This is a genomic window from Salinicoccus sp. RF5, assembly GCF_020786625.1.
Lineage (GTDB): Bacteria > Bacillota > Bacilli > Staphylococcales > Salinicoccaceae > Salinicoccus.
In genome coordinates, this window is record NZ_JAJGRC010000001.1 from 444,296 (window position 1) to 468,690 (window position 24,395).

At 48.1% G+C, this 24,395-nt stretch carries 27 protein-coding genes and 1 riboswitch; of the genes, 11 read left to right on the forward strand and 16 right to left on the reverse strand.

From position 1 onward, the window contains the following. Positions 1-169: 169 nt before the first annotated feature. The gene (locus LLU09_RS02470; protein ID WP_228310331.1) at positions 170-829 is read right to left on the reverse strand and encodes a hypothetical protein; all 660 of its coding nucleotides are present in this window, start codon (positions 827-829) and stop codon (positions 170-172) included. Between the two features lie 156 nt (positions 830-985). Between LLU09_RS02470 and LLU09_RS02475 the strand changes: the two genes are divergently transcribed. The 4 genes from LLU09_RS02475 to LLU09_RS02490 all read left to right on the forward strand — a co-directional run bounded on the left by LLU09_RS02475 (position 986) and on the right by LLU09_RS02490 (position 2,692). After that, positions 986-1,195 (forward strand): hypothetical protein, encoded by a 210-nt coding sequence (locus LLU09_RS02475; protein WP_228310332.1) that lies wholly within the window; start codon positions 986-988, stop codon positions 1,193-1,195. Between the two features lie 185 nt (positions 1,196-1,380). Next, on the forward strand, positions 1,381-1,950 hold the full coding sequence (locus LLU09_RS02480; protein ID WP_228310333.1) for an alpha/beta fold hydrolase: 570 nt from the start codon (positions 1,381-1,383) through the stop codon (positions 1,948-1,950). Positions 1,951-1,965: 15 nt separating this feature from the next. Beyond that, on the forward strand, positions 1,966-2,220 hold the full coding sequence (locus LLU09_RS02485) for an alpha/beta fold hydrolase (RefSeq protein ID WP_228310334.1): 255 nt from the start codon (positions 1,966-1,968) through the stop codon (positions 2,218-2,220). Positions 2,221-2,257: 37 nt separating this feature from the next. Then, on the forward strand, positions 2,258-2,692 hold the full coding sequence (locus LLU09_RS02490) for a GNAT family N-acetyltransferase (RefSeq protein ID WP_228310335.1): 435 nt from the start codon (positions 2,258-2,260) through the stop codon (positions 2,690-2,692). 31 nt (positions 2,693-2,723) lie between these two features. Here LLU09_RS02490 and LLU09_RS02495 read toward each other — a convergent pair whose 3' ends face one another. From LLU09_RS02495 to LLU09_RS02510, 4 genes are all read right to left on the reverse strand, one after another. Next, a complete protein-coding gene (locus LLU09_RS02495) occupies positions 2,724-3,608 on the reverse strand; it encodes a DMT family transporter (RefSeq protein WP_228311109.1) in 885 nt (294 codons plus the stop codon). A 124-nt stretch (positions 3,609-3,732) separates the two neighbouring features. Then, positions 3,733-4,014: a hypothetical protein gene (locus LLU09_RS02500; protein ID WP_228310336.1), complete on the reverse strand. Its 282-nt coding sequence runs from the start codon at positions 4,012-4,014 to the stop codon at positions 3,733-3,735. A gap of 64 nt (positions 4,015-4,078) precedes the next feature. Beyond that, positions 4,079-4,522, reverse strand: a complete 444-nt coding sequence (locus LLU09_RS02505; RefSeq protein ID WP_228310337.1) for a GNAT family N-acetyltransferase — start codon at positions 4,520-4,522, stop codon at positions 4,079-4,081. 97 nt (positions 4,523-4,619) lie between these two features. After that, a complete protein-coding gene (locus tag LLU09_RS02510; RefSeq protein WP_228310338.1) occupies positions 4,620-5,633 on the reverse strand; it encodes a S66 family peptidase in 1,014 nt (337 codons plus the stop codon). Between the two features lie 122 nt (positions 5,634-5,755). Between LLU09_RS02510 and LLU09_RS02515 the strand changes: the two genes are divergently transcribed. From LLU09_RS02515 to LLU09_RS02525, 3 genes are all read left to right on the forward strand, one after another. Then, a complete protein-coding gene (locus tag LLU09_RS02515) occupies positions 5,756-6,100 on the forward strand; it encodes an ASCH domain-containing protein (protein WP_228310339.1) in 345 nt (114 codons plus the stop codon). A gap of 27 nt (positions 6,101-6,127) precedes the next feature. Next, the gene (locus tag LLU09_RS02520) at positions 6,128-7,393 is read left to right on the forward strand and encodes a S41 family peptidase (protein ID WP_228310340.1); all 1,266 of its coding nucleotides are present in this window, start codon (positions 6,128-6,130) and stop codon (positions 7,391-7,393) included. A gap of 114 nt (positions 7,394-7,507) precedes the next feature. Then, positions 7,508-8,698, forward strand: a complete 1,191-nt coding sequence (locus LLU09_RS02525; RefSeq protein WP_228310341.1) for a cation:proton antiporter — start codon at positions 7,508-7,510, stop codon at positions 8,696-8,698. A 57-nt stretch (positions 8,699-8,755) separates the two neighbouring features. Here LLU09_RS02525 and LLU09_RS02530 read toward each other — a convergent pair whose 3' ends face one another. The 4 genes from LLU09_RS02530 to thiD all read right to left on the reverse strand — a co-directional run bounded on the left by LLU09_RS02530 (position 8,756) and on the right by thiD (position 11,350). Further along, complete coding sequence (locus LLU09_RS02530) at positions 8,756-9,067, reverse strand: CHY zinc finger protein (protein ID WP_228310342.1); 312 nt, start codon at positions 9,065-9,067, stop codon at positions 8,756-8,758. Between the two features lie 75 nt (positions 9,068-9,142). After that, positions 9,143-9,766, reverse strand: coding sequence for a thiamine phosphate synthase (gene thiE, locus LLU09_RS02535; RefSeq protein WP_228310343.1), 624 nt, complete (start codon positions 9,764-9,766; stop codon positions 9,143-9,145). After that, positions 9,766-10,551 (reverse strand): hydroxyethylthiazole kinase, encoded by a 786-nt coding sequence (gene thiM, locus LLU09_RS02540; protein WP_040104588.1) that lies wholly within the window; start codon positions 10,549-10,551, stop codon positions 9,766-9,768. The genes thiE and thiM overlap by 1 nt, the downstream gene beginning before the upstream one ends. After that, positions 10,544-11,350 carry a bifunctional hydroxymethylpyrimidine kinase/phosphomethylpyrimidine kinase gene (gene thiD / locus LLU09_RS02545; RefSeq protein WP_228310344.1) on the reverse strand — a complete coding sequence of 269 codons (807 nt, stop codon included), beginning with the start codon at positions 11,348-11,350 and terminating at the stop codon, positions 10,544-10,546. The genes thiM and thiD overlap by 8 nt, the downstream gene beginning before the upstream one ends. A gap of 180 nt (positions 11,351-11,530) precedes the next feature. Further along, positions 11,531-11,630, reverse strand: a riboswitch (TPP riboswitch). 184 nt (positions 11,631-11,814) lie between these two features. Here thiD and LLU09_RS02550 point away from each other — a divergent pair. After that, positions 11,815-13,005: a chromate transporter gene (locus LLU09_RS02550; RefSeq protein WP_228310345.1), complete on the forward strand. Its 1,191-nt coding sequence runs from the start codon at positions 11,815-11,817 to the stop codon at positions 13,003-13,005. An 86-nt stretch (positions 13,006-13,091) separates the two neighbouring features. Further along, positions 13,092-13,331: a hypothetical protein gene (locus LLU09_RS02555; RefSeq protein ID WP_228310346.1), complete on the forward strand. Its 240-nt coding sequence runs from the start codon at positions 13,092-13,094 to the stop codon at positions 13,329-13,331. 86 nt (positions 13,332-13,417) lie between these two features. On the opposite strand, the gene LLU09_RS02560 is transcribed toward LLU09_RS02555, so the two are convergent. Beyond that, the gene (locus LLU09_RS02560) at positions 13,418-15,124 is read right to left on the reverse strand and encodes an ABC-ATPase domain-containing protein (RefSeq protein WP_228310347.1); all 1,707 of its coding nucleotides are present in this window, start codon (positions 15,122-15,124) and stop codon (positions 13,418-13,420) included. 137 nt (positions 15,125-15,261) lie between these two features. Between LLU09_RS02560 and LLU09_RS02565 the strand changes: the two genes are divergently transcribed. Beyond that, positions 15,262-16,344, forward strand: a complete 1,083-nt coding sequence (locus LLU09_RS02565; protein WP_228310348.1) for an AI-2E family transporter — start codon at positions 15,262-15,264, stop codon at positions 16,342-16,344. 57 nt (positions 16,345-16,401) lie between these two features. Here the strand turns inward: LLU09_RS02565 and LLU09_RS02570 are convergent, their stop codons facing one another. Both LLU09_RS02570 and LLU09_RS02575 read right to left on the reverse strand, forming a co-directional pair. Further along, positions 16,402-17,433, reverse strand: a complete 1,032-nt coding sequence (locus LLU09_RS02570) for a threonine aldolase family protein (protein ID WP_228310349.1) — start codon at positions 17,431-17,433, stop codon at positions 16,402-16,404. A gap of 141 nt (positions 17,434-17,574) precedes the next feature. Beyond that, entirely contained in the window at positions 17,575-19,635 is a 2,061-nt protein-coding gene (locus LLU09_RS02575) for a copper-translocating P-type ATPase (RefSeq protein ID WP_228310350.1), read from the reverse strand. Positions 19,636-19,826: 191 nt separating this feature from the next. Between LLU09_RS02575 and LLU09_RS02580 the strand changes: the two genes are divergently transcribed. Continuing rightward, entirely contained in the window at positions 19,827-20,018 is a 192-nt protein-coding gene (locus LLU09_RS02580; protein WP_040104580.1) for a hypothetical protein, read from the forward strand. A gap of 53 nt (positions 20,019-20,071) precedes the next feature. Here LLU09_RS02580 and LLU09_RS02585 read toward each other — a convergent pair whose 3' ends face one another. The 4 genes from LLU09_RS02585 to LLU09_RS02600 form a co-directional block, all read right to left on the reverse strand. Next, entirely contained in the window at positions 20,072-21,943 is a 1,872-nt protein-coding gene (locus tag LLU09_RS02585) for a PTS fructose transporter subunit IIABC (RefSeq protein ID WP_228310351.1), read from the reverse strand. Then, positions 21,943-22,857 (reverse strand): 1-phosphofructokinase, encoded by a 915-nt coding sequence (pfkB, locus tag LLU09_RS02590; protein WP_228310352.1) that lies wholly within the window; start codon positions 22,855-22,857, stop codon positions 21,943-21,945. The genes LLU09_RS02585 and pfkB overlap by 1 nt, the downstream gene beginning before the upstream one ends. Then, complete coding sequence (locus LLU09_RS02595) at positions 22,857-23,624, reverse strand: DeoR/GlpR family DNA-binding transcription regulator (RefSeq protein ID WP_228310353.1); 768 nt, start codon at positions 23,622-23,624, stop codon at positions 22,857-22,859. Before LLU09_RS02595 ends, pfkB begins: the two co-directional genes overlap by 1 nt. A gap of 94 nt (positions 23,625-23,718) precedes the next feature. Next, the gene (locus LLU09_RS02600; protein WP_228310354.1) at positions 23,719-24,390 is read right to left on the reverse strand and encodes a hypothetical protein; all 672 of its coding nucleotides are present in this window, start codon (positions 24,388-24,390) and stop codon (positions 23,719-23,721) included. Between the last annotated feature and the right edge of the window lie 5 nt (positions 24,391-24,395).

The following is a 24,395-nucleotide window of genomic DNA, read 5'->3' on the forward strand; positions in this document are numbered from 1 at the left end:
AATATACAGGTAAATTCAAAAATCGCCTAATCTGTTGAAATCCTTTTATATCAAACTTTCGGTATTTTTTATATGGATGAAAAAGTATTAAAAAGGATTGTAATTGATGTAACCAAAACCAATTCGAAGCAAATTCATAAGTGTTAGTTAAAAAGAAATATGGGAGAATTCATTTTCCCACTTTTCCTCCAATTGGTTCAAAAATCACACCATCGGTTGTTTTTACCTGCAAAGGTTCATTTATTTCTCTTATGCCTATTTGAATAAAAGGAACTTTGTCTTCCTCCCCTCCATCTACAAATTTCAGCGTAATTTCTGTAGCTCCCTGTTTACTTAAATTTTCAACTTCAATCTCTTTTCCTAGATATTTTTCCCCTAATAATAAAGTAACTTCTTTGCTTCCCTCAGAAATAGTGGATATTCGGTAACCCTCTGTTTCTACAGGCGCAATATTTGACTGTGCAATAATCCAATATCCTTGTTCTGAATAAATGGTAATGCCAATCGTTGCCACAAAAATAATAGGTAAAATCAACAAGCTAATTTTATCTCTTTTATTGAGCTGCTTTGCTTCTTTTCCACTGCTTAATAGGGGTAGAAATAGTGCACCTGCGATACTAATAATAAAAAAGCCGGCTGATAGAAATAAATAAGCCATTCCTTCAAATCCCCCAACGAAGAATAAGCCATATGCAACAATAATTACGGCAAAAAGCAAAGTGATTATTGGTGCTAAATAATACTTGCCGTTCCTCTTCGCAACAATAAAAGTGAACATGAAAAGAATAAATCCTAAAAACAGTCCACTCAACAGAATTAAATAAGCCATGTCGATACCTCCATTTTAAGTAAAAGTTCTAATATACTGTATAAAGGTACAATTTAAAAATAAGGGGTGATATCGATCTCATTATGTCCATGATTTGAGTATTCATTTCATTATATAGTAATATTACTCTAATAATATTATACGAGGAGTGAGTATTTGAGACGCTTGCAAATCATATTTATAGTGGCAGTTTCATGCTTTTTGGCTGCATGTAATACTGATGAAGCAGATGATAGTGAGGAATATGTACTCTACTCCATTGAATTGGATTCTGATCAGGATGGAGAGACGATGAATTTCTTTATCAATGATGAAGAAGTAGATGTTGAAGTCATTTATAGTGATGATGAAGAGTTAAGTAGTTAATAAGATATTCTGAAATATTTAAGCATCAGAAAGCGGAAATTCAACGCTTTTTTGATGTTTTTATTTTCTTTGAAAAGATGTTGTTGGAAAATGACTCAGTTTCTGTAGCTCTTTCGTATGCTACAATTACATCAAATTAAAGATTGAATTTTTAGATATTATTAATATCAACAAGGAAGAATTGGATGCTTCGAGCTTCACTAATCGATACAGAGAGAGGACAATTCGAATTATTCAAGAAAGGTAAAGGACCGCCTCTGACCATTACGCACCTCTACAGTGAATTTAATGAGAAGGGCCGCATCATGTCCCAGGATTTATCCGAACACTATACTGTCCATGTCATCAACTTGAGCGGCGCCGGCCGATCTGTTGATCAAACTGATGAATATACATACAGCATGGATGATGCCATTCACGACCTGGAAGCGATCAGAGAATCACTAAGATTTGATGAATGGACATTTTCTGTTTACTCCACTGGAGGATTCCTTGCTTTGAAATACGCGGTGATGTGCCCGGGTAGCTTGACCAAAATCATTGCCGGCGGGCTGTGTGCATCCTATGAGTATATGGAACATGCTAGCACTCTCTACTGCAAGGATAACCCTAGCAATCAGAGGATGAAGGAGATGTTTACAGAACTTCGCAAACCGGAGATACCACTTGAAGAACACATTGTCCTGTCCAAGGAATGGATTATGATGTCACTGTACAGAAAAGACGCCTACTATGAACTGCTGAACCGGAAGTAAAGCGGGAGGACACTGATGTCCAAAATCGATTACTTCACATCGGTGCTTAAAGACTATGGTGTCCGTGAAGAATGGAAGAAAACACCGGTCAAAGCTCATATCTATTGTGGCAGACATGATGCACAATGCCTGCATGTCTTCAGTGAGGAAGTAGCAGATCTGATACCTAACGGTTCATTGACCACTTTCGAGTACAGCAACCATAACCCTGATATTGAGGAGGAAGAAAAATTCAAGATCTTGCTGAAATCAACAATAAGTCGTGCTTGATCATCTTTAATAAACATATATAAAAGGAGTTATTAACTTGAAAACCACAACCATAAAAGAATTGAATACAGAAGAAGAATTTCGCAGTGCCTTTCCCATAATGCAACAGTTGAGAACACATTTGGATGAAGAACAGTATATCAATCTCGTGAAAGAAGCGAAAGAAGTGGATAATTATCTGATGTATGCCCTTTTCGACAATGAGAAAATAGTTGCAGTCTGTGGATTCAAACCGATGATTACACTTTATTACGGGAGATTTGTCTGGGTATGCGACCTTGTCACAGACAGTGCCATCAGGTCCAAGGGTCATGGCAAGCAGCTTTTAGACTTCATCCATGAATGGGCTAAAAAGAATAATTATGAAAGTGTCGCCCTTTCATCCGGATTGGCACGTAAAGAGGCCCATAAGTTCTACGAGAAAAAGATGGATTATGATAAAGTCAGTTATGTTTTCAAGAAAAATCTATAAGCAACCGAAAGGCTGCAAGAGTCTCTCCTTCCTAAATTTCTCTATATTTCGACTTCCTCTGGCTCAAAAGGAAGAAGTAGACACCAAAAAGCACGATGATTCCGCCGAGAATTTGATACTTCCCGAGATATTCCGACAACAGGAAAAATGCCAGGATGGATGCCCCGACGGGCTCGAGCAGCATGGCCATCGAAACTGTGGTCGGACTCACCTCATTCAACAGGTAGTTGAATATGACATGCGCGATGGTGGGGAAAATCGCAAGCAGTATGAACAGGGCCCATTCTCTTGGTGGATACCCGGTCAATTCGGTTTGGGCGACGATGTTGTATATCAATAGAAATCCCCCGGCAATGCTGAACACGATGAAGCTGTAGACCCAGTGCGTAAGGTTCCGGACGGAATTCTGTCCGATCATAAAGTAGCATACAACCGCTACCGCGCCCAGGAATGAAAGGATATTGCCCGTGATTGCACTTAAGTCCGTAAAACTGAAATCCCCCCAGCTGATGATGACGACACCGAAAAATGAAATGAACACTGAAAAAGCAACCCTGCCACTCACTTTTTCCCTATATACAAGGTAAGCCCCCACCATTGCAATAATTGGCTGCAGTGCAAGAATGACCGTTGAGCTCGCCACGGATGTAAGCTTGAGTGATTCAAACCAGAAACCGAAATGCATTGCGAGGAATAACCCCGCGATGGTCAGCGCGCCCCACTCTCTTCGTGTGGGTTTCATCAACTCCCGCCTGTACTTGAAGACGATGGGAGCAAGCAGTATGCCGGCAAATATCATTCTGTACATGCTGATGATGCTTGCCGGTGCTTCAGACAGCTTTACAAAAATCGCAGCAAATGCGATGCAGATGACAGAGATGAAGAGTAGAATGACCACGAGTTTTCTCATTATCAAGCTTCTTTCCATGATATATATTTTCTTTCAATGATGATTTCTTTTTAATGGATTCTTTGCATATTGCCTCATGTCCACTTTAATTCCTGTTATTGTGCTGCCAAAAACAATAAAGAGTCCTTTATTAACCAATCAATCTGCCGAAAGCTGACCCCACACCTGTCTGCCAGAAGTATAGAAACACCAACATGACTAAAAACCAGGCCATTCTCCAAGTTCTGTTGGAACGTGCAAATTGAATGAGGTAAAAAACACTCCAGATCACAAACGAAAGTGCAATTGGCACCAACTGTGAAACCCCCATTCCACCCTCTCCGAAACCATAGGCAAGTAGGACCAGAAGGTTGAATGATAACAATAGAAGCAAAATAATAATGTTGTATACATGAAATGCTTTCTTGCTCAATTGTATCCCTCCCAACAAATGACATGCCCACTACATTCCATAGTCCTTTCAGGAATAGAAGTGTTTACAGTTTATAATGCAAAACATATTCATTGTTCTCCTCATCAAATGAATGGGAATAGAAACCGATGGATTTGAGTAATTTGCCCATCACTTCATTTCCTTTAACGTAATCTGCCACCAGTATGTCATACTTGCCCGACTTTCTAGCCATATCAATCGCTTTTTGAATCGTCTGCTTCCCATACCCCCGTTTCTGATACCTTTTGTCTATCATCATCCGCCAGATCATAAACTCCCGTTTCTCAGCATCGATATCAATCAATATAAATCCAACCACTTCATCCTCATCTTGTACAGCGTATGGGATCACATCGTCATCATTTCTGTATAAGTAGGATTCTGCCAAAGATTTTACATTCGGAGCGACAAACCCGGCCTGATCCTCACTTACTTCCATATTAATGACCTTCCAGAAATTATCCTCATTTATCTCTATAAATTCCAACAGTTCACCCTCCCCATCTTTTGTTTTGAAAAGCTTGAATCTTATACATGAGCAAATCTCTACTTTGGAAGACGACAATATTGTACCGGGTTCTACTCTACCTGAAAGTCTGTGAGACCACGCCGTTGCCTGCCTTCACTTCCACTTCTGCATATGCGCCATTTATAAAGGTGATCTGTGGGGGCATATGCCCGCAATCTATATCGTAGACAATAGGGACGCCCAATTCTTCAGAAAGTTCCTGGTATACATCCTGGACTGTATAATCTTCAACAGGCATGTCTGATGAGCTTCTCCCGAACATGATCGCTGATGCGTCCTTGAACCACCCTGCAAGTTTCATATGGACCAGTGTCCTTCTGAGTTCGACAATGGACATCTCGCAGTTTTCCAGATACCAGAGAATCGGTTCATCCGGGATATATTCTTCCCTGAAGCACTGGACATCTCCAAGCGGTGTGCCGATCAGATGTCGAATGGTGTCCATACATCCCCCCAACAGCCGGCCTTCGAATTTTTCATCATGACCTGATACTGTCTTCCAATACGTCTCTTCAGTCAGATTGAATATGTGGGGTGTAGGATTATCAAAATCCCAGTCCTCCTGGTACTTTTCTGATGAATATTGAATGACGGTGTCTCCTTCTTTATTGGATAAAACAGGTTTCCACATTCGTGTCGTTTCATCTGATGCCTCTCCCCTCAGATCGATGAGGTTGGTTCCATGGGCCGTAGCAATTCCCCTATTCAAAGTGATGGCCAGCAGCAGGAGACTGATGTCTGAATAGCCCAGCACCCATTTCTCACGGATGCTGTCAAAGTCAATATATTCAAGCGTTTCAATCAACAGTTCCCCACCCCACGGTGGGAAGATAAGTCCGATCGATTCATCGCGCATCATTTCATTGAACGCCTCTGCCCGTTTTTTTGCAGAAGCGGATTTTGCCTTCTCCTGTGTCCATGCAGTATCACCGGAAACAACCGAATACTCTTCATCTTTCAACTTCTGTATGGCCGACTCCAGTAAGTCATGCATCTCTTCTGGTATGCCGGATGATGGTGCTGTTATTCCTATTCCGGCTTTTTCTTCTAAAACTGGATACCTTATCATAATTAGCAGGCCCCTTCTACAACTTATTTTTTCTAAATTTTCACTTATTTATATGTTACCATATATAGTAATCGGGTTTTGGAATTCCCACAATTAAAATTGATCTGAATGGAGACCAGAAAATGGAGCACAGCATGGGATTGTATGAAGCACCCTTCAACTCAATGAAAGCCGGACGAAAAACAGTGGAAGTCAGGCTGAACGACCCTAAAAGAAGGAAAATTGATATCAAGGATACCATCAGGTTCACGAAGCTCCCCGAAGATGGTGAAACTTTAACCGTGGAAGTGACGGCCCTGCGTACCTATCCTACTTTCAAAGATATGTACAGGGATATTCCCGCAAAGGATATGGATGCTGATAACAGGACGATAGAAGAAATGGTTGAAAGCACCTACGAAATATATACGCGGCAACAGGAGACTGAATGGGGCACACTTGCCATAGAAATCAGACTGCTGAAGTGATACTTCAAAAAACAAACAGGAGGCACCATGTATACAGAAATCTTTGATGACATCATCTCAATCACACATAATGACTATTCCGGCCATCTGGATAAGAAGGGGTGGGATGATCCCGGGAAGTACAGGGACCGGATAAAAAGAATGGAAGCTGAAGATGCGCTCGATGCTGTGATATTCCAGGAAATTGTGGAGGATTATCTGCTCGACTTCAAGGACCGCCACATGTACTTCAGAGTGAAGGATAACGGCAAACAAAATACATATCATAATGGCTTCAGCACTAGGCGCTTTAATGATAAGCTTCATGTCACTGAAGTGACGGATGAGGACCGCCTGGAGACCGGTGATGCCCTCCTTTCTTTGGATGGTATACCGGTCAGTGTACTTATCGAAAAACATGAAAGGGAACTGTTCGAATTAGTCGCAGAGAGGGAGAACTGGAAGCCGATCATCCAAAGATACTCCAGCTGTGAAGTTGAGTCCAGGGATGGGACAGTGAAGACGATGGAGTTGAAACAGTATGCAAATCAGAATCGGAAGCCTGAATTCAAAGTGGAGAGACTTAACGATGGTGTACTTTTCATGTCCCTCCCCTCTTTCGCTAATGTAAAAGCTGTAGAGGTGATGCTTGAGGAATATCAAGAGCAATTGGAGACTGCAGGAAAACTCATCATCGATGTCAGGGGAAATGGCGGTGGCAGTGATCTGGCATTCAGGAATCTGCTGCCCTACCTCTTTCCTGAAGGAGAGACCTCGATTCCGCTTGAGGATTCAATCCAGGAATCCAACTGTACCCGGCGGAATGTCGAGTTGACTGCAAAGGTGTTTGGTCAGTTCCTTGAAAACATCGATGATGAAACGGTCAAAACGAACTTGAATAAATATGTGGAGGATATGGCGAAGAATGTTGGCCAAGGCTTCAAAATACTCGAGGATGAATCACCTGCCATCAATATTCAGGGGAAAGCTCTCCCTGAAAAGGTCGTCGCCTTGTCTGATGTGGGGTGTGCCAGCGCGTCTGAAGCCTTGATTGAATTCTGCAAGGAATCACCCAAAGCTGCAGTCATCGGCCGGCCGACTGCCGGGGTCAACGACTACTCCAATCTTGTCATCGAAGAGTGGGAAGGTCTGTTTGAGTTGTGGTATCCGACTTCAAGGATGGCAGGCATGAATAAAAAGGCTGATGGAGAAGCTGTTTCCATCATCCATCCGGACATCCACATACCATGGACCCCCACGCATATTACCCGGGATGTAGATTTGGAAAAGGCATTGGAGTTTCTGCAGACTTAGGAATCCAGCTTATCTATAAGAGCCGTCCAGGTTGATGGTGGGCGACACCCGCAGCGTTTATGCACCGGTTTAAAGGGAATTGTAAGGTACATCATCTACTCAGGGGGTATCGTCTTGACGACTTCACAAGCCATTCTGCTTCTCCTGGTCGGCTACATAGTGTTTACAATCGACAAGAAGCAGGATAACTTTCCAGTGCCGGTAATCCTTGTCCTCCTCGGAATCGGCCTGTACTTCATTCCCTACTTCTCCTCCGTCGAAGTGACGGAGAAGACCATCTATCACGTTTTCCTGCCGGCACTGCTGTTCACTTCCGCATATCAGTTTCCGGCAGATGGCTTCAAGAAGAATGCGGGCATCATCGCTTTTCTTGCCACTGTCGGCATCATGCTGACGGTGGCTCTGCTGGGCGGCGCGATCTATGCATTGAGCGGCCCGTTCGTCTCCATATCATTCCTTGGTGCCCTGCTGATCGCTTCGATCCTTACACCAACGGACCCGGTATCTGTAGTATCGATCATAAAGTCTGCTGCAGGAGATGAACGTGTGGCGGATGTCGTCGAAGGGGAATCGATGATCAACGATGGTACAAGCATCGTAATATTCAGTGCACTTGCCGGCATGTTCACCGGGAGCAAGTCTGTCGGTGTACTGTCTTTCCTTGGAGAGTTCCTCCTCGTCTCACTGGGAGGGGTTCTGCTCGGCGTCCTGTTCGGCTGGTTGATGGCCAAGGCCGTGCATTTCACCCACCACAGGCACTACCAGGTCATGTTGAGCATCGTTTTGGCCTACGGGACATTCAACCTGGCTGAAGCCATCAGTGTATCGGGGGTTCTCGCCACTGTGTTTGCCGGCATCATGCTGTCTTTCGAGTATGGCACTGCAGAAAAGGAAGAGCACTTCCGGGAGTCTTTGGATGGATTTTGGGAAATTGCAGAAATGTCGCTGTTGGCACTCCTTTTCCTGCTGATCGGCATCCAGGCAGCTAAATTCCTCATCTTTGATGGCTGGTTATTTGCTGTAATCATATTCGCACTATCCCTTTTCATACGCTTCATCGTCATATTGGCAAGCACCCAGATGTTTTCGGAATGGCGCCACCATATCAGTTGGAGGGAATCGACACTCATCTCATGGTCGGGCCTGAAGGGATCTATGTCTGTGTATCTCATATTGAGCATCTATTCCCAAAGCAGTTCGGGAGATGCAGACCTCATCATTTCACTGTCATTTGCAGCGGTCCTCATTTCCCTCATTGTACAGAGCCTCGGTGTCGCCCCATTGGCGAAAAAATTGATGAAATGACAGGATTCATAAAAAGAGCCCCTATCCTTTTTAAGGAAGCGGCTCTTTTTGCTGTGGTCACCCAAAGTAGATGTGGTGATGATGTTTGCAGCCTTCATTGAATTTGGAACTGCACTTGAGGCACCTGTCCGTATTCATGTATTCACTGATGGTGTGTGCTCTGCGGCATACACCGCACAGGATGGCATACGCATCATATTCGTCTGTTCCCCAAGGGATGATGGCATGGGCCTCCTGATCATCGTGGCATCTGTAGCATGGATAATACTTTCCGCAGCATCTGAACTTGATGGCAATGATGTCTTCATTCGAGTGGTAGTGGACGCAGCGTGTCTGTTCATCGATTATACTTCCATATACTTCCTGCATACAGTCCCTCCCGCCAATCCTGATTCCATCAATCATTTCCCGTTATGTCACATATAGGATATGAGCTCACCTTCCTCATTCTTCGAGGAACCTGGAAGCGGCAGCTCCGACATCTTCTGCCCATGCGATTGTGGAAATCAGGGATATACCATCGGCTCCGCTGTCCAGACAGGACTTGTAGTTTTTGTCGTCGATGCCCCCGATTGCGACCATCGGCATATCACCGATCAGCCGCCGCATTTCAACCAGACCCTCTACCCCGATTGCTGTGCCCGCATCAGCCTTTGAAGATGTCGTGAAGACAGGCCCGGTACCGATATAATCGACCTTTTCCAGGTTGCTCACTTCAAGTTCTTTCCGATCCCTTACAGACAGCCCGATGATCTTGTCATCGAAATAGCCAGGAAGGTCCGATACCGCCATGTCATCCTGACCGAGATGGATACCGTCGGCCTCCACCATTTCTGCCAGTTTCCAGTCGTCATTGACGATGAATGGCACATCGTACTCTTTGCACACCCTTTTAATGTCTGAAGCAAAACGGACCAGTGCATCCCCCTCGAGTGGATGCTGCCCCTTCTCCCTGAGCTGGAACATCGTGGCACCGCCTTCCAGCGCTTCACGTACGGTTTGAACCGCATCACCCCCAGCATCTTCGCTGCCGCAGATGAAATAGAGCCTGAGAAGTTCGCGATCCATCATAAACCTCCCACAATGCTGTCTTCAAGCAGAGTATCGTCATTCAGATATAATTCATCGATGAGACCCGCAATGAAGCTTCCCGGTGCCGGTATGGCGCACTTGCCGGCTGCAGCTTCGGCACAAAGATTGTAGTAGCTTACAGCATCCACAACCGCGTTCCTTTCGAAGGTGTCAGAAGTCCCGATGAATGCAGCCGTTATGGCACCGAGCAGACATCCTGATCCTGTAATCTTTCCCTGCAGGCCATGACCGTTCACCATCGTCGTCACACCATGCTCCGTCGCCAGTGCATCCTTCTCTCCAGTGACCAATGCCGGCACGCCATACTTCCGGTAGACAGCTTCGGCTATTTCTGCCGTGTTCGTCTTTTCAACGGAATCCACACCTTTCATGCGGCTTTCCGAACCGGATAGGGCCAGCATCTCACCAGCGTTCCCCTTGATGAGTGCCACTTTATGCCGGGCCAGCAGATCTTCGGTGACATCCACCCTGAAACGCGATGCACCGAAGCCGACCGGATCGAAAACGATGGGCACACCATTGTCATCCGCCGCCTCCATCATCTCATCCATCAGATGGACCTTTGCCCGGTCAGCTGTACCAATGTTGATCAGCAGTGCCGATGCTGCCTTCATCAGGTCCTCCGACTCTGTGATTTCGCCGCTCATGATGGGAGAGGCCCCGATCGCAAGCATCCCATTTGCAGTAAAATTCTTTACCACGTCATTTGTGATGCAGATGACGAGGGGATTCTCTTCTCTCATTCTTTCCAATCTATTCATGCAGTTCTTCCTCCCTGAAACTGAAGTGATTGACCGGCCCATTGCCCTTGCCAATGCCCGGACTGTTTCTGATGGCGGATGTAATATACTTTTTGGCCAGCCGGAAGCTCTCTTCAAGCGTCTTTCCTTTCGCAATTTCTGCCGTCATCACAGCAGAGAATGTACATCCTGTGCCATGGGTGTGCTGCGTTTCTATACGCGGTTCGCTCAAAATGACGGTATCATCCCGGGTGAAGAGATAATCCACTGCATCCCCCTGCAGATGGCCGCCCTTGATCGTCACACTGTGTGCACCGAGTTCCTCAAGGAAGATGCGTCCGACCTTTCTGATATCCACCTCACCCCCGATTTTATGGCCTGTAATCTTTTCGGCCTCATGGATGTTGGGCGTTACGGTCACGGATTTCGGAACCAGCGTGCTCCTCAGGAATTCGATGGTTTCCTCCTCCATCAGCGCATCACCGCTCGTGGCGATCATGACCGGGTCGATGACGAAGGGAATTTTGAAGTCCGCCACCATATTCGCAAGCACGACCATCATATCCACTGTTGCGACCATCCCACTCTTCATCGCGTGGGGCACCTCGTCACTCATTATGCTTTCAAGCTGTTTTTCCAGAAAGTCTGCAGGCACATTGAATACATCCTGTACGCCGGTGGTGTTCTGGGCGGTCAGGGACGTCACCGCCGCCATACCGTATACTCCCCTCGAATGAAAGGTCTTGCTGTCGGCCACCACCCCCGCACCGCCGGTGGAATCGGTTCCCGCGACAGTCAGGGCAATCGGCATTCTAGACATGGACACCCACCTCCATCCAGCGTTCCTTCGTGGCTGCCATGTTGAAATCATCACCATAGATCGCCTCGATGATGGGCTCCGCGTCATTCCTCAATTCTTCAGTCAGCATATAACCTCTCCTTATAGAATATAAAAACCCGTTTCCAGCGCAGGAAACGGGTTCAGTATGTAGACAGTCTATGCCGTACCAACCCACTTCCCTACGCTGGTATTAGCCAGATCAGGTCCAAGGGATCGGCCGAACGGCCGTCTCAGCAAAAAAGCACCCCTAGTGGTGTTTCTATTCAGTTGCCTCCAATGGTAGAGAATACTTTCTAAATTGTCAAATAAATCACCGCCGACTGAATAAGTGTCATTTCTGTAAATGTTATTGAACCCTGGTGTAATCCGTGCTAGTTTATTGATGGCAGCATTGCGCAAAGCAATGCGTTGTTACACCAGAAAACGATCAGGATGGTGCATGGATGAATGAAGATACAGACAGCAGAATAAAAACGCTGATGGAAATATTGATTGTTTCCACAAGACTCGGCCTGACCTCTTTCGGTGGGCCGATTGCGCATTTGGGCTACTTCCATGAAGAATACGTACGGAGGAGGAAATGGATGGATGAGGCGGCCTATGCCGACCTGGTGGCCCTATGCCAGTTCCTCCCTGGGCCTGCAAGCAGTCAGGTCGGCATCGGAATCGGTGTCGTCCGCGGTGGCTTGGTCGGGGGGCTGGTCTCCTTCCTCGGCTTCACCCTCCCCTCTGTAATCGCACTCATACTGTTTGCACTTATGCTCAATACTTATGGCTTCGAAGATGCAGGATGGATCGATGGAATGAAGGTTGTTGCAGTGGTCGTCGTGGCCCATGCGATCATCGGCATGGCACAGAAACTGACGCCTGATCTCGAGCGCAGGACCATCGCCCTGGGTGTGCTCGTCATCACTTTATTATGGCAGACCGCCTTTACGCAGGTAGGCGTCATTCTGCTTGCGGGGATAATCGGATTCATCCTTTACCGCAATCACTCGACAGATGACGGTGATACCGTTCACTTTCCTATTTCAAAGCGTGTGGGGTACGTATGTCTCTCCCTCTTTTTTGCACTGCTCGTTCTGCTTCCGGTCCTTCGTGAAGCGACCTCGAATCAGTGGATGGCAATGCTCGACAGCTTCTATCGTTCAGGTGCGCTCGTTTTCGGAGGCGGCCATGTGGTGCTGCCGCTTCTGGAACGGGAGTTCGTGCCCACAGGCTGGATGACGGCACAGGAATTCCTTGCAGGCTATGGTGCAGCTCAGGCCGTGCCCGGCCCGCTGTTCACCTTCGCCGCTTACCTCGGCACCATAATCAGTGGGTGGCAGGGAGGATTGTTTGCGGTATTTGCAATCTTCCTGCCGGCATTCCTGCTCATACTGGGAAGTCTGCCATTCTGGAATATGCTGCGCAGCAATCCAAACATAAAAGGTGCACTGACGGGCATCAATGCTGCGGTCGTCGGCATATTGATTTCAGCCCTATACAACCCGATATGGACGAGCAGCATCAATCAGACGGCCGATTTTGTTCTTGCCGCCATACTTTTCAGCATGCTTGTCCACTGGAAACTCCCGCCATGGGTGGTTGTATTGGCGGGTGCCGCAGGTGGCACGCTGATTGCCGTTCTATAGAGGATATAGGATGGTGTTTAACTGCATGTCAAAAATGGTAGAACAAACTGTATCATCATAATCTTTGCGCAAAGGAGTGCATGATCATGATAGAGCAGAATAAAGATCAGCAGGAACAGATGCGGCAGGAAGCCGAACTGAAGGCTGAAGAAGGCAAGAGCCAAAAGGAACAGATGAAGGAGAAGGCTCAGGCCAAGCAGCAGGATTTCAGGGACGAGAAGTCGAAAGTACAGGCGAAACAGGATGAAACGCAAGGGAAGATCAATGATGCAGCAGACCAAGTCGAACAGGAAAAAGGCGACAACCAGTTCAACCAGTACAAGTAGCACTTGCTTCCTGAAGCTGTGTATTGAATGAACATGCAAATAATGAAGCGGCATCCCCAAAATTTGGAGATGCCGCTTTTTTTGTCCTAGCTTCTGCTGCTCTTCACCTTCAGGCCGCGGTAACGGTTGATGGCCGCGCAGAATTCCTGTTTTCTCGGCAGCGCAAGATTCCCCGGATGGCCGGTATAGGGGGAAATGGAATCGAGGCCATTCTTTTCAATATGCGCATAGATGACGTCGGCCGCTTCCGACAGCGTCCGCCTGTCATCCAATACCTCATTCCTGAAATAATCCAGCATGACCGCAATGCAGTTCGTCTGACTGTCATCGACAAGCTGCTCCAGCCCCGACATGTCGATCGGTTCCCTGCCATAGAGGATGCTGGTCCTGCCTTTCGACTTCAGTCTTCCGTCCTTCCCGGCTTTCGAGAACCCTGCTTTCAGGGGAATTCTGGAACTCACCTCGCCGAACTGGTCATCAGAGGGGTTCTCACGCCTATACCCTTCCGTTTTGGCGATCTCCTTGGCAGCATCCGTAACATCCTTCAGCCTGTATTCATCCATCATGAGCACCTGGTCGGCCGCTTCAAAATAGTCGCCAGAGCCACCGACAATCAGGATGGTCGACACGCCTTTGTCATCATACAACGGCTTCACTTTGCTCGAGAATGGTGTGATCGGCTCCTTGTCCGGTGCAATCAGCTTCTGCATCCTTGCGTCCCGGATCATGAAGTTCGTCGCTGATGTATCCTCATCAATGAGCAGGAGGGACGACCCATATTCCAGCGCCTCCATGACATTTGCCGCCTGGGAGGTGCTTCCGCTGGCATTTTCGGTCGAAAACGCCCTTGTATCCTTTTTGGCGGGCAGGTTGTTGATGAAGGTGCTGATGTTCACCTTCTCTATGTTCCGCCCGTCTTCCGCCCGTATCTTCGATGCATCGGGCCGGGTGATGACCATCTCTCGGCCATCCCCCGGGATGTGATGGTAGACCCCGCGTTCCAGTGCCTGGAGCAGGGTCGACTTCCCATGATACCCGCCGCCGACGATCAGGGTGATTCCTTCAGGGATGCCCATCCCGGTCACTTTCCGGCCGCTCGGCAGGGCAATCTCAATTTCAAACCGCTCCGGACTTGCAAATGGTACCGCACCCTCCATCGGTCTGTCGGAGACGCCGCTTTTCCGGGGGAGGATGGAATCATTCGCCACAAACGCGACCAGATTCCTGCGTGCCAATTCCTCCTTCACATATGTCTGATCGACCATGAGTGTCGTTTGCTCCTTGAGCGCCTCCTGGTCCAGATTCCTATACAGCAGAGCCTTCTCGGCCACCTTTGGGAGTATGTCCATGAAGATGTGTACAGCGGCCTTCCCGAGTATCTTCCTGCCTGCTGCAGGCATCCCGACTTCAAAGCGCACTTCCAGTTCCTTCTCCCCGATCATTACGGAAGTTCGTTCCAGAATCTCCTGGCCGCACCTGTCGATCTGGATGCTGGCCCTGCCCTTAGAGGTCTTCTTTTCAGCTTGTGTCTGATCTGCGAATGCCCGTGTCAAAAAGTCGGATGCTGCGATGACCTTGGTTTTGCCATCCAGCAGGTCATCAGGGATGCCGGCTGTGTCCTTATCCATGATGATACGCATCTTGGATGGCGGTGCATATGGATCGGACTGGATATTGTCCACGGCAAGTCTGAACCGCTCAAAGCGGTATGTGCCCTTCAACCGTTTGTATGCTCCGTATTTCTGCCCATCCAGGCTTTTCAGCAACGCTTCAAACTGCTTGGAATCCTTCATTCAAATTCTCCTTTGGCTCATGTGTTTCATTGATTATACCCTTCCCTGATTTTAGCAATCCAATTGTAAGAAGTATAGCCATTGTAAAATACGATGCCGCGGTCCGGGTATGGAGTATAGAAGAAAGGAGTGTTTGAATGACACATAAAATCTGGTTCCGTACAGCCGTCGCCATTATTTTTTCATTACTGATCATACGCTTGTTCATGGAAGTTCAAGGCATATTTTCTCCGATCGTGGTGGTCGTACAGACCATCTTCCTGCCCCTGCTGCTTGGTGGAGTCCTTTTTTATCTGACAAGACCTATATTGTATTTCCTCGAAGAAAAGGGCTTTCCGAAATGGTCCGCCATCTTGGCTATCTTCATTTTGCTGGGAGTGCTCATTTGGCTGTTTTACATCCTGATTGCACCAATTGTTGCCAGCCAGATCAATTCCTTTGTGAATAATGCGCCCGGAATCATCAGAAGTGCAGAAGAATATGGAAGATCCCTACTGAGCCAGCGTGAGAACCTGCCGGATTCTGTCCGGGAACAGGCCAACAGCATAGCCGGACAATTTTCCGACTGGGCTTCGAATGTCGGCTCGTGGATCGTATCTTTCCTGACTGGTCTGGTTTCTGGGGTGCTTACCCTCATCCTCGTTCCATTCTTCCTGGTGTACATCCTGATCGACCACCAGAAGTTCGCACCGTTTGTCGCCCATTTCTTTACCGGTGAAAGACGGACATGGATCCGCAAAACGCTGCATGATGTGGATGAAATCTTGAAGGCCTATATCGTCGGACAGTTGTTCGTCAGCCTGTCTGTCGGGGCCATGCTGCTGATCGGCTATCTGCTCATTGGCCTTGACTATGCCTTCCTTCTTGCGCTCATCGGTGTCGCAACCAATATCATTCCGTTTTTGGGTCCCTATCTCGCTGTGATTCCAGCATTGATAATCGCTCTTGTTCAGGATCCGATCATGGCTTTGTATGTGGCGATCATCATGATTGTCGCCCAACAGATTGAAGGGAACCTGATCACACCGAATATCATGGGCAACGCACTGAATGTTCATCCCCTGACAGTGATCACGATCATACTCGCAGCTGGAAACATTGCCGGCATCTGGGGCATCATACTCGCCGTCCCCTTCTATGCGGTGCTTAAGGTCATCGTGACGAACATCTATGAAAAACGGGAGGAGATTACAAGGACAGCAAGAACAGACCTATACTGATCGGAAAAGTATGAACAGTTGACTATAAATAATGCCCATCCTCCGGATGGGCATTATTTATAGCTTCCCTATGTCTGCAATCAATGCCTCTACATCGTTTTCTTTGGTCGACCAGCTGGTACAGAAGCGGATCACTTTCCTGTCTTCATCCAGTTCTTCCCATGGCTGGAAAGCATACTTTCGGCTCAATTCATCCATCTGTTCCGTCGTCAGCACGGGAAACAGCTGATTGGTCGGCGATGGATAATGCATGTTAATCCCTTTGCTTTCAAAGCCTTCCTGGAGACGTTTTGCCATTTTCAGGGCATGACGTGATATGTCCACATACAGGTCGTCTTGAAACAGCACTTTGAACTGGATGCCGAGCAGCCGCCCCTTTGCCAGCATGCCGCCCTTCTGCTTGATGATATAGCGGAAATCCTCTTTGAGGGCGCTATTCGATATTACAACTGCCTCCCCAAACAATGCCCCCACCTTTGTACCGCCGATGTAGAAGACGTCGCATAACCTGGCCAGGTCGGCCAGGGTGACATCATTGTCTTCAGCGGCAAGTGCATATCCAAGCCTCGCCCCGTCCACCATGAGATGAAGATTATGATCATCACAGACCTTCCGGATCTCCTCCAGTTCCTGCTTGGAATACATGGTCCCCGACTCGGTCGGCTGGGAGATGCAGACCATCTTCGGCTGGGCCATATGCTCACGGATGGGACTGGTCCAGTGTCCATCCACAAAGTCCTGGATCTGCATCGCACTGATCTTCCCATCTTCATTTTCAATCACCAGTACTTTGTGGCCTGTCGCTTCTATCGCTCCGGTTTCATCAGCTGCGATATGTCCGGAATCCGGGGCGATGACCCCCTGATGGGTCCGGAGAGCTGATGAAATGATGGTCAGATTCGCCTGCGTACCGCCGACCATGAAATGTACATCCACATCGTTATCACATAATCTTGTGATCAGCGCCTTCGCCTCATCCGAATAGTGGTCCCTGCCGTAGCCAGGAAGCTGTTCTTCATTCGTCTCTGCAAGCTTTTCCATAATCCTTGGGTGTGCACCTTCAGTATAGTCATTGTCGAATCGGATCATCCCTATCCCTCTTTTCACATGGTTTGGCCCAAAAGCACCTTCACTTTTATAATAGTGTCATATGGATGCGGCCGTCAATCATGTGCCCCTCGATTTTCTTTCCACAAAAAAGGAGCGCCAGCAGGCGCTCCTTCTTATTCATCATTCAACTTCGAAACGGTGCAGCAGCTGTGCATTGATGGCGACTATGATGGTGCTCAAACTCATCAGGATCGCACCGACAGCAGGACTCAGAATGATGCCCCAGGGGGCAAGTACGCCGGCTGCCAATGGAATCGCGAAGATGTTGTAGCCGGTGGCCCAAATCAGATTCTGGACAAGTTTGTTGTACGTCTTCTTCGACAGGCTGAATATCGCAAGGATATCCTTCGGATTACTGTCGACGAGCACGATATCTGCACTGTCCATGGCGATGTCTGTACCTGCTCCGACAGCAATGCCGACGTCTGCCCTCGTCAATGCGGGAGCATCATTGATACCGTCGCCGGTCATCGCCACGACGAGTCCCCGTTCCTGGATTTCTGCCACCTTGTCCGCCTTCTGATCCGGCAGGACTTCGGCATAGACTTCATCGATCCCAATCTGTTCTGCCACATGGTCTGCCACTTTCCGATTGTCTCCGGTCAGCATGATGGCTTTGATATTTCTTTTATGCAGTTCAGCCACCGTCTCTTTTGCACTTTCCTTGATTTTGTCTGCAAGTGCGATTGCTCCAGACAGCTCCTCATCCACCACGAGGAAGACGACGGTCTTACCCTGGCTTGACCATTCATTGAAACGTGCATCATCAAAGTCGATATCATGTTCAGCAACGTAGCCGGGACTGACTACTTTGACATTCCTGCCTTCAATCTTTCCTTCGATACCGACGCCTGTAATGGAATTGAAATCGGACATTTCATGAAGCTCCAGATTCCTTGCAGAAGCTTCATCCACTATACCTGTCGCAATCGGATGCTCCGAATCATTTTCGACAGTTGCCGCATATGACAGGACTGCATCTTCATCCATGCTGCTGAAGGTCTCCATATCAGTGACTCCGAATGCTCCTTCAGTCAATGTGCCTGTCTTGTCGAATATCACTGCATTGATATTGCGCGCCTGCTCGAATTGGGGACGGTTGCGTATCAGCAGTCCATATTTTGCAGAAAGCGCAGTCGAAACTGAAATGACGAGCGGTGCTGCCAGACCAAGAGCGTGCGGACAGGTGATGACCATGACCGTCACCATCCTCTGGATGGCCGTATCCACAGTCGATCCGATGGAGAGCCAGACGATGAAGGTGATGATTCCTGCAGCCAAGGCGATATAGAACAGCCACTTGGCTGCCTTGTTGGTGACATCCTGGGTCCTGGATTTGGTCTTCTGTGAGTCCTTCACCATTTCGATGACCTGATTCAGGTAGGACGCATCCATGAGTTTCTCTATTTCTACAGTGAGTGAGCCTTCCCTGTTGATCGACCCGCCGATCACTTCATCACCTACGGATTTCACTACCGGCACCGACTCCCCGGTCAGCATCGATTCGTCCACCTGTGATTCCCCTTTTATGATCTTTCCGTCCAGAGGCATCTTATCCCCAGGCTTCACCAGCACATGGTCCCCTGCTTTGATTTCATCGACACGCACTTCATCTGTAGAACCATCCCCTGAAATGCGGTGTGCCGTATCGGGCATGAGCGAGGCCAGAGACTCCAGGGCTTTGGATGCATTGTTGATTGAGCGCATCTCGATCCAGTGCCCGAGGAGCATGATGAGTACGAGTGTGGCGAGTTCCCAGAAGATCTGCTCTCCATTAAAACCGAATACGACGGCGACACTGTAGAAGAAGGCGATGGAGATGGCCATGCCGATCAGGGTCATCATGCCGGGTTCTCCACCCCTCAATTCATCGACGGCTCCCTTGAGGAACGGCCAGCCTCCATAGAAGTAGACGAAGGTGGACAATGCGGCGAGAATGTAGAGGTCACCTGTGAAACGCCACTCCACTCCCATGAATTCCTGGATCATCGGTGACAGCAGCATGATGGGAATGGTGACTATCAATATGACGAAGAATTTGTTGCGGAACTCTGCCACCATATCTCCATGATGGTCATGCCCCATGTGGCCATTATTGCTTTGTTCATGATTGTGGGAACTTTCATGTCCTTCATGACTTGTTCCCTTCTCATGGTGATGTTTTCTACTATCATGTTCCATATAATCACTCCCCACATTTCATTTCATTCACACTATACCCCTTAGGGGTATTGATGTAAACAATTTTGCATGCCCTGCCGAATTGACATGCCGTAGAATGTATAAACAGTGGGTTTTTCAATAAACAAGCTTTATGTTACAGTGGAATGGCAATCACGAATATCGATTATATTCCTATGGAGAGATTTTTTATGAAGAGCAACAGCGCAATACTCTATCTATTGCTTGCTGTAGCACTTGTCATCCTAATCAGCGGCATCTACAACATCGCAGTCAACAACACGGCGAGTGTCGTGCAGATTCTTGCACTGACTGGCCTTGGCGCTCTTATAATAGTAGCGCTTCTGGGTTACACCGTAAGTTACTTCACTACACGAAAATAACTGTATAAAGCCGCAAGAAAGCCCACATGAGTCATCATGTGGGCTTTTTCGTGCTATTGTTTGATTGGTTTTTTCAGGAGTCCAAGCATCACTGCAGCTATCAGCGTACCTATAAGGAGTGAAAGCAGGAACATGAGTCTGCCTTCTCCAATGGTCAGTGCAACAAAGAGTCCGCCATGCGGGGCATTGACCGTCGTTGCAAATGCCATTGCAAGGGCGCCTGCTGTTGCAGAACCGACTACCATGGATGGAATGACCCGGAGCGGGTCGGCGGCTGCGAATGGAATGGCCCCTTCGGTGATGAAGGATGCACCCATGATCAGGTTGGTCGGCCCGGAGGACCTCTCCACCTGGGTGAACCTATTCCTGAACACCATGGTTGCCACAGCAATCGCAAGTGGCGGTACCATCCCGCCGATCATCGCTGCAGTGATCGGTTCCGGGTTGTTGGCAGACAGTGCTGCGATGCCGAAGGCATAGGCCGCCTTGTTGATTGGACCACCCATATCTATAGCCATCATCCCGCCGACAATCGCACCGAGGAGGACGATGTTGCCCCCGCTCATATTGCTTAGCGTCGTATTCATCCAGTCATTGAGTGCCGTAGCAGGCGGATCGACGATGTAGTACATGATGATCCCTGTCAGGAACACGCCAAGAAGCGGGTAGAGCAGGACAGGTTTCAATCCATCAAGCACCTGCGGCAGGCCTTCAAGAAGTTTCTTGATGCCGACCATGAGATAGCCTGCGAGAAAACCTGCAATCAGACCGCCGAGGAAGCCTGAGCCCATCGTCGATGCCATGAGCCCGCCAATCATGCCTGGAGCGAGACCTGGCCTGTCAGCTATGCTCATTGCGATGAAACCGGCGAGAATTGGAATCATCAGCTGGAAGGCATTGCCACCGATGAAGTTGATCATTTCTGCAAGCGGATTATACTGTGCGTGGTCCGGATCGGCGGAGTGGATGCCGAACATGAAACTGATTGCAATCAGTATACCGCCGGCGACGACGAACGGCAGCATGTTGGAGACACCGTTCATCAGGTGCTTGTAGATGGAAGGCTTGCCCTTGGCACTCTTCTGCCCTTCCATCTGCTTTTTGGACTGTTCTGCACGGTATGGTGTTCTTGATGTATCGAGTGCCTGATTGATCAGTTCCTCAGGGCGTTTGATGCCATCCGCAACAGGTGCTTCCACGACATTCCTGCCATCAAAGCGTCCCATCTGGACGTTTGTATCCGCTGCGACGATGATGCCGGAAGCACGGGCGATATCCTCATCCGTCAGTTCGTTCTTCACGCCTGCAGATCCGTTCGTCTCAACCTTGATGTCGTAACCCATTTCGCCTGCCTTCTTTTTCAATGCATCAGCCGCCATATAGGTGTGCGCGATTCCTGTCGGACATGCTGTGACACCCAGGATGAACGGACGGTCGGATGGTTCCGAAACAGCATCCTCCGTCGGCTCGGAGTCGTCGAAAGCATCGATCGTTTCGATGACTTCATCTTTTGTGGAAGCATTCATCAGCTGGTTTCTTGCATCGTCATTCATCAGTATGGTGGACAGTTTCGCCAGCGCATCCAGGTGCGTAGTCGCCTGACCCTCGGGCGCGGCGATCATAAAGAACAGATATGCCGGCTGACCGTCCATGGAAGCGTAGTCAATGCCTTCCTGGCTGCGCCCGAACATGATCGCCGGCTCAAGCACTTCCGCAGTCTGCGCATGGGGTATTGCGATGCCATCACCCACGCCCGTCGTACTTTGTGACTCCCGTCTATGGATGGCTTCCTGGAACTTATCCTTTTCGGAAATCTTTCCTGCTTCATGCAGCCCTTCCACCAGTTCCGTGATGACAGCATCCTTTTCTGATGCACGGACGTTCATATTGATAGTGTCTTTAGTCAAAAGTTCTGTAATTCTCATCATTTCACCTCTTCTATCGTCTGGATTTCTATCTGGTCAAGCAGTGCTTCTATGTCCCCACGTGTGGCAAGATCATCACTGAACGCCGTGGCGCTGCCGCATGCTATGGCATATCTGAGCTGTTCCGTGATGGGATGCCCTTTTCTGCTGATGAAACCGGCAACAGTAGAATCCCCGGCGCCGACCGAATTCTTCAACGTTCCTTCCGGCGACGGGACATAGTACCTATGCTCCGGGTTGATGAACAGCGCACCATCGCTGCCGAGGGTGAGCAGAATATTCTTTGCTCCAAGATCGAGCAGTCCCGTTGCCGCCTCGATCATCTCAGCTTTGGTCGACGGCTTCTTGCCGGTGATGCCTTCAAGTTCAAACAGGTTCGGTTTTATCAGATATGGCCTGTATTTGAGTGTCGATGTCAGCTTGTCGCCTTCGGCATCGATGGTGAACTCTATTCCTTTACTGTCAAGAAGCTGTGCCAGTTTTTCGTACAAGTTGTCGTGTCCCGAGGGAACACTTCCTGCAAATACGACATGGTCTTCTGTGGTGAGTTTTGATAGCTGGTCTTTCAGCCTATCGATATCGGAAGTGTCAATTATTGGCCCTGCAGCATTGATTTCCGTCTCTTCACCAGTTTTCAATTTAATATTTATGCGCGTGTCCCCCATAACTTTGATGAAGTCATGATGGATGCCCTGACTTTGAAGCGTCTCTTCTATGAAAGTTCCTGTGAACCCACCGACAAAACCGAGTGCGGTCGACGGCACTTCAAGGGCATTCAGAATCCTGGAAACATTAATTCCTTTACCTCCGGCATATTTTGCAGTGTCGCTGGTCCGGTTCAAAGCGCCAATTTCAAGCGCATCCAGGCGGACAATATAATCCACCGAAGGATTGAATGTGACTGTATAGATCATTATTTTTCACCCCCATAAATTTCAGTGCGTGATTTTATCTTTTCCACAAAAGGATGCTGCACATCGTCGGTGATGATGGATGCATCCTCTATGTCGGCAAATCTGATGAAAGCCGTACGATTGAATTTTGTGCTGTCTACCAGTGCATATGCATTCCTGGACTGGCGGATTGCACGACTCTTGATATACGCCTCCTCCTCTTCGGGAGTGGAAAGGCCATGCATCACATCCGCAGCATTTGCCCCGATGAAACACTTGTCAAACGACAGCCTGCTGATCTTGTCGATCACTTCAGGTCCAACAACTGCTTTGGTGACCGGTTTGATCCTGCCCCCAAGTACATGGACCTGATGACCATTGCGTACCAGCTGCTCAATCAATGTGATACCATTGGTTACAATTGTAAGATTCTGCTGAGAGATGAATGGCACCATCTCATATGTCGTCGTGCCGGCATCTATGAAGATGATGTCGCCCTCTTCAATCATACTTGCTGCTTTTTGAGCGATTTTGATTTTTTTGGAAAGATTTCTTACAGATTTTTCCCCATAATCTTCTTCCCTTTCAATTTGACTTATTGTAGCCCCGCCATGGATGCGCTCAAGCATCCCCTTTTCTTCAAGATACGTCAGATCCCTACGAATAGTAGGCGCACTGCTTGAAGTTATTTCTACAAGTTCATTGACTGAAGCCATCGTATTAGCATTCAAATAGTCCATTATTTTCTCGTATCTTTGATTGGTCAGCATTTCATCACCTTCTTCCATTAAAATATACTCCATTTTATAATCATAGTCAATCATAATCGTTCATAAACAATCAAAAAGAGCAAAAAAAAAGAAACGCCAGCATATGCTGACGTTATCTTCTGGATTTCGGTTTTCCGATGATTTCTGAAAAGATGACACCATTTACGATATCCTTGCGACCAAAGGAAAGGGATTCCTTTTGCACTTTCGGCTTTGGTTTTGGTTCCTCGGCTTTCGGCTGCCGGCGTGACCGCTCCCCAACCGCACCCGCTTCGATTTCATCTCTGCGGTTGCGCTCAGGCTGCCGTCGTGATTTCACTTCTTCACGGACCCTCTCAGCCCAATCATTGTTCTGTGAAGGATTTCTGGATTTCTCTCTGTATGGGTCCACAACCTTTTTGCCGACATTCGTTTCCTTTGCCTTCTCTTCAAGACTCCGGCCGAATGAGCGTTCAGACATCGGCCGCTGATTCGACTGCCTTTCTGCACGTTGTGTAGCAGGCCTTGAAGGGGCTGCCTCCTGTGCAGGCGGTCTCGAACTTTTTGGAGTCTGAGCTGTTTCACCGGAAAAACGACGTTCTATCTCTCCAACCATATCATCAAAAAGTCCTTTTGATTCTCCACCAGAGTTTGATTGTCTCCTTCTGGGAGCAGACTGACTGGTTGGCCGATCCATCTTGCTTGGATCAATATTCCGCTCTTCATCTTTACCTTTATCCTTCTGGCTGGCGATCGCCGTGTAGATGATGCCGCCTATGAAGATAAGCAGAGGGAGTATTTCCATATTAT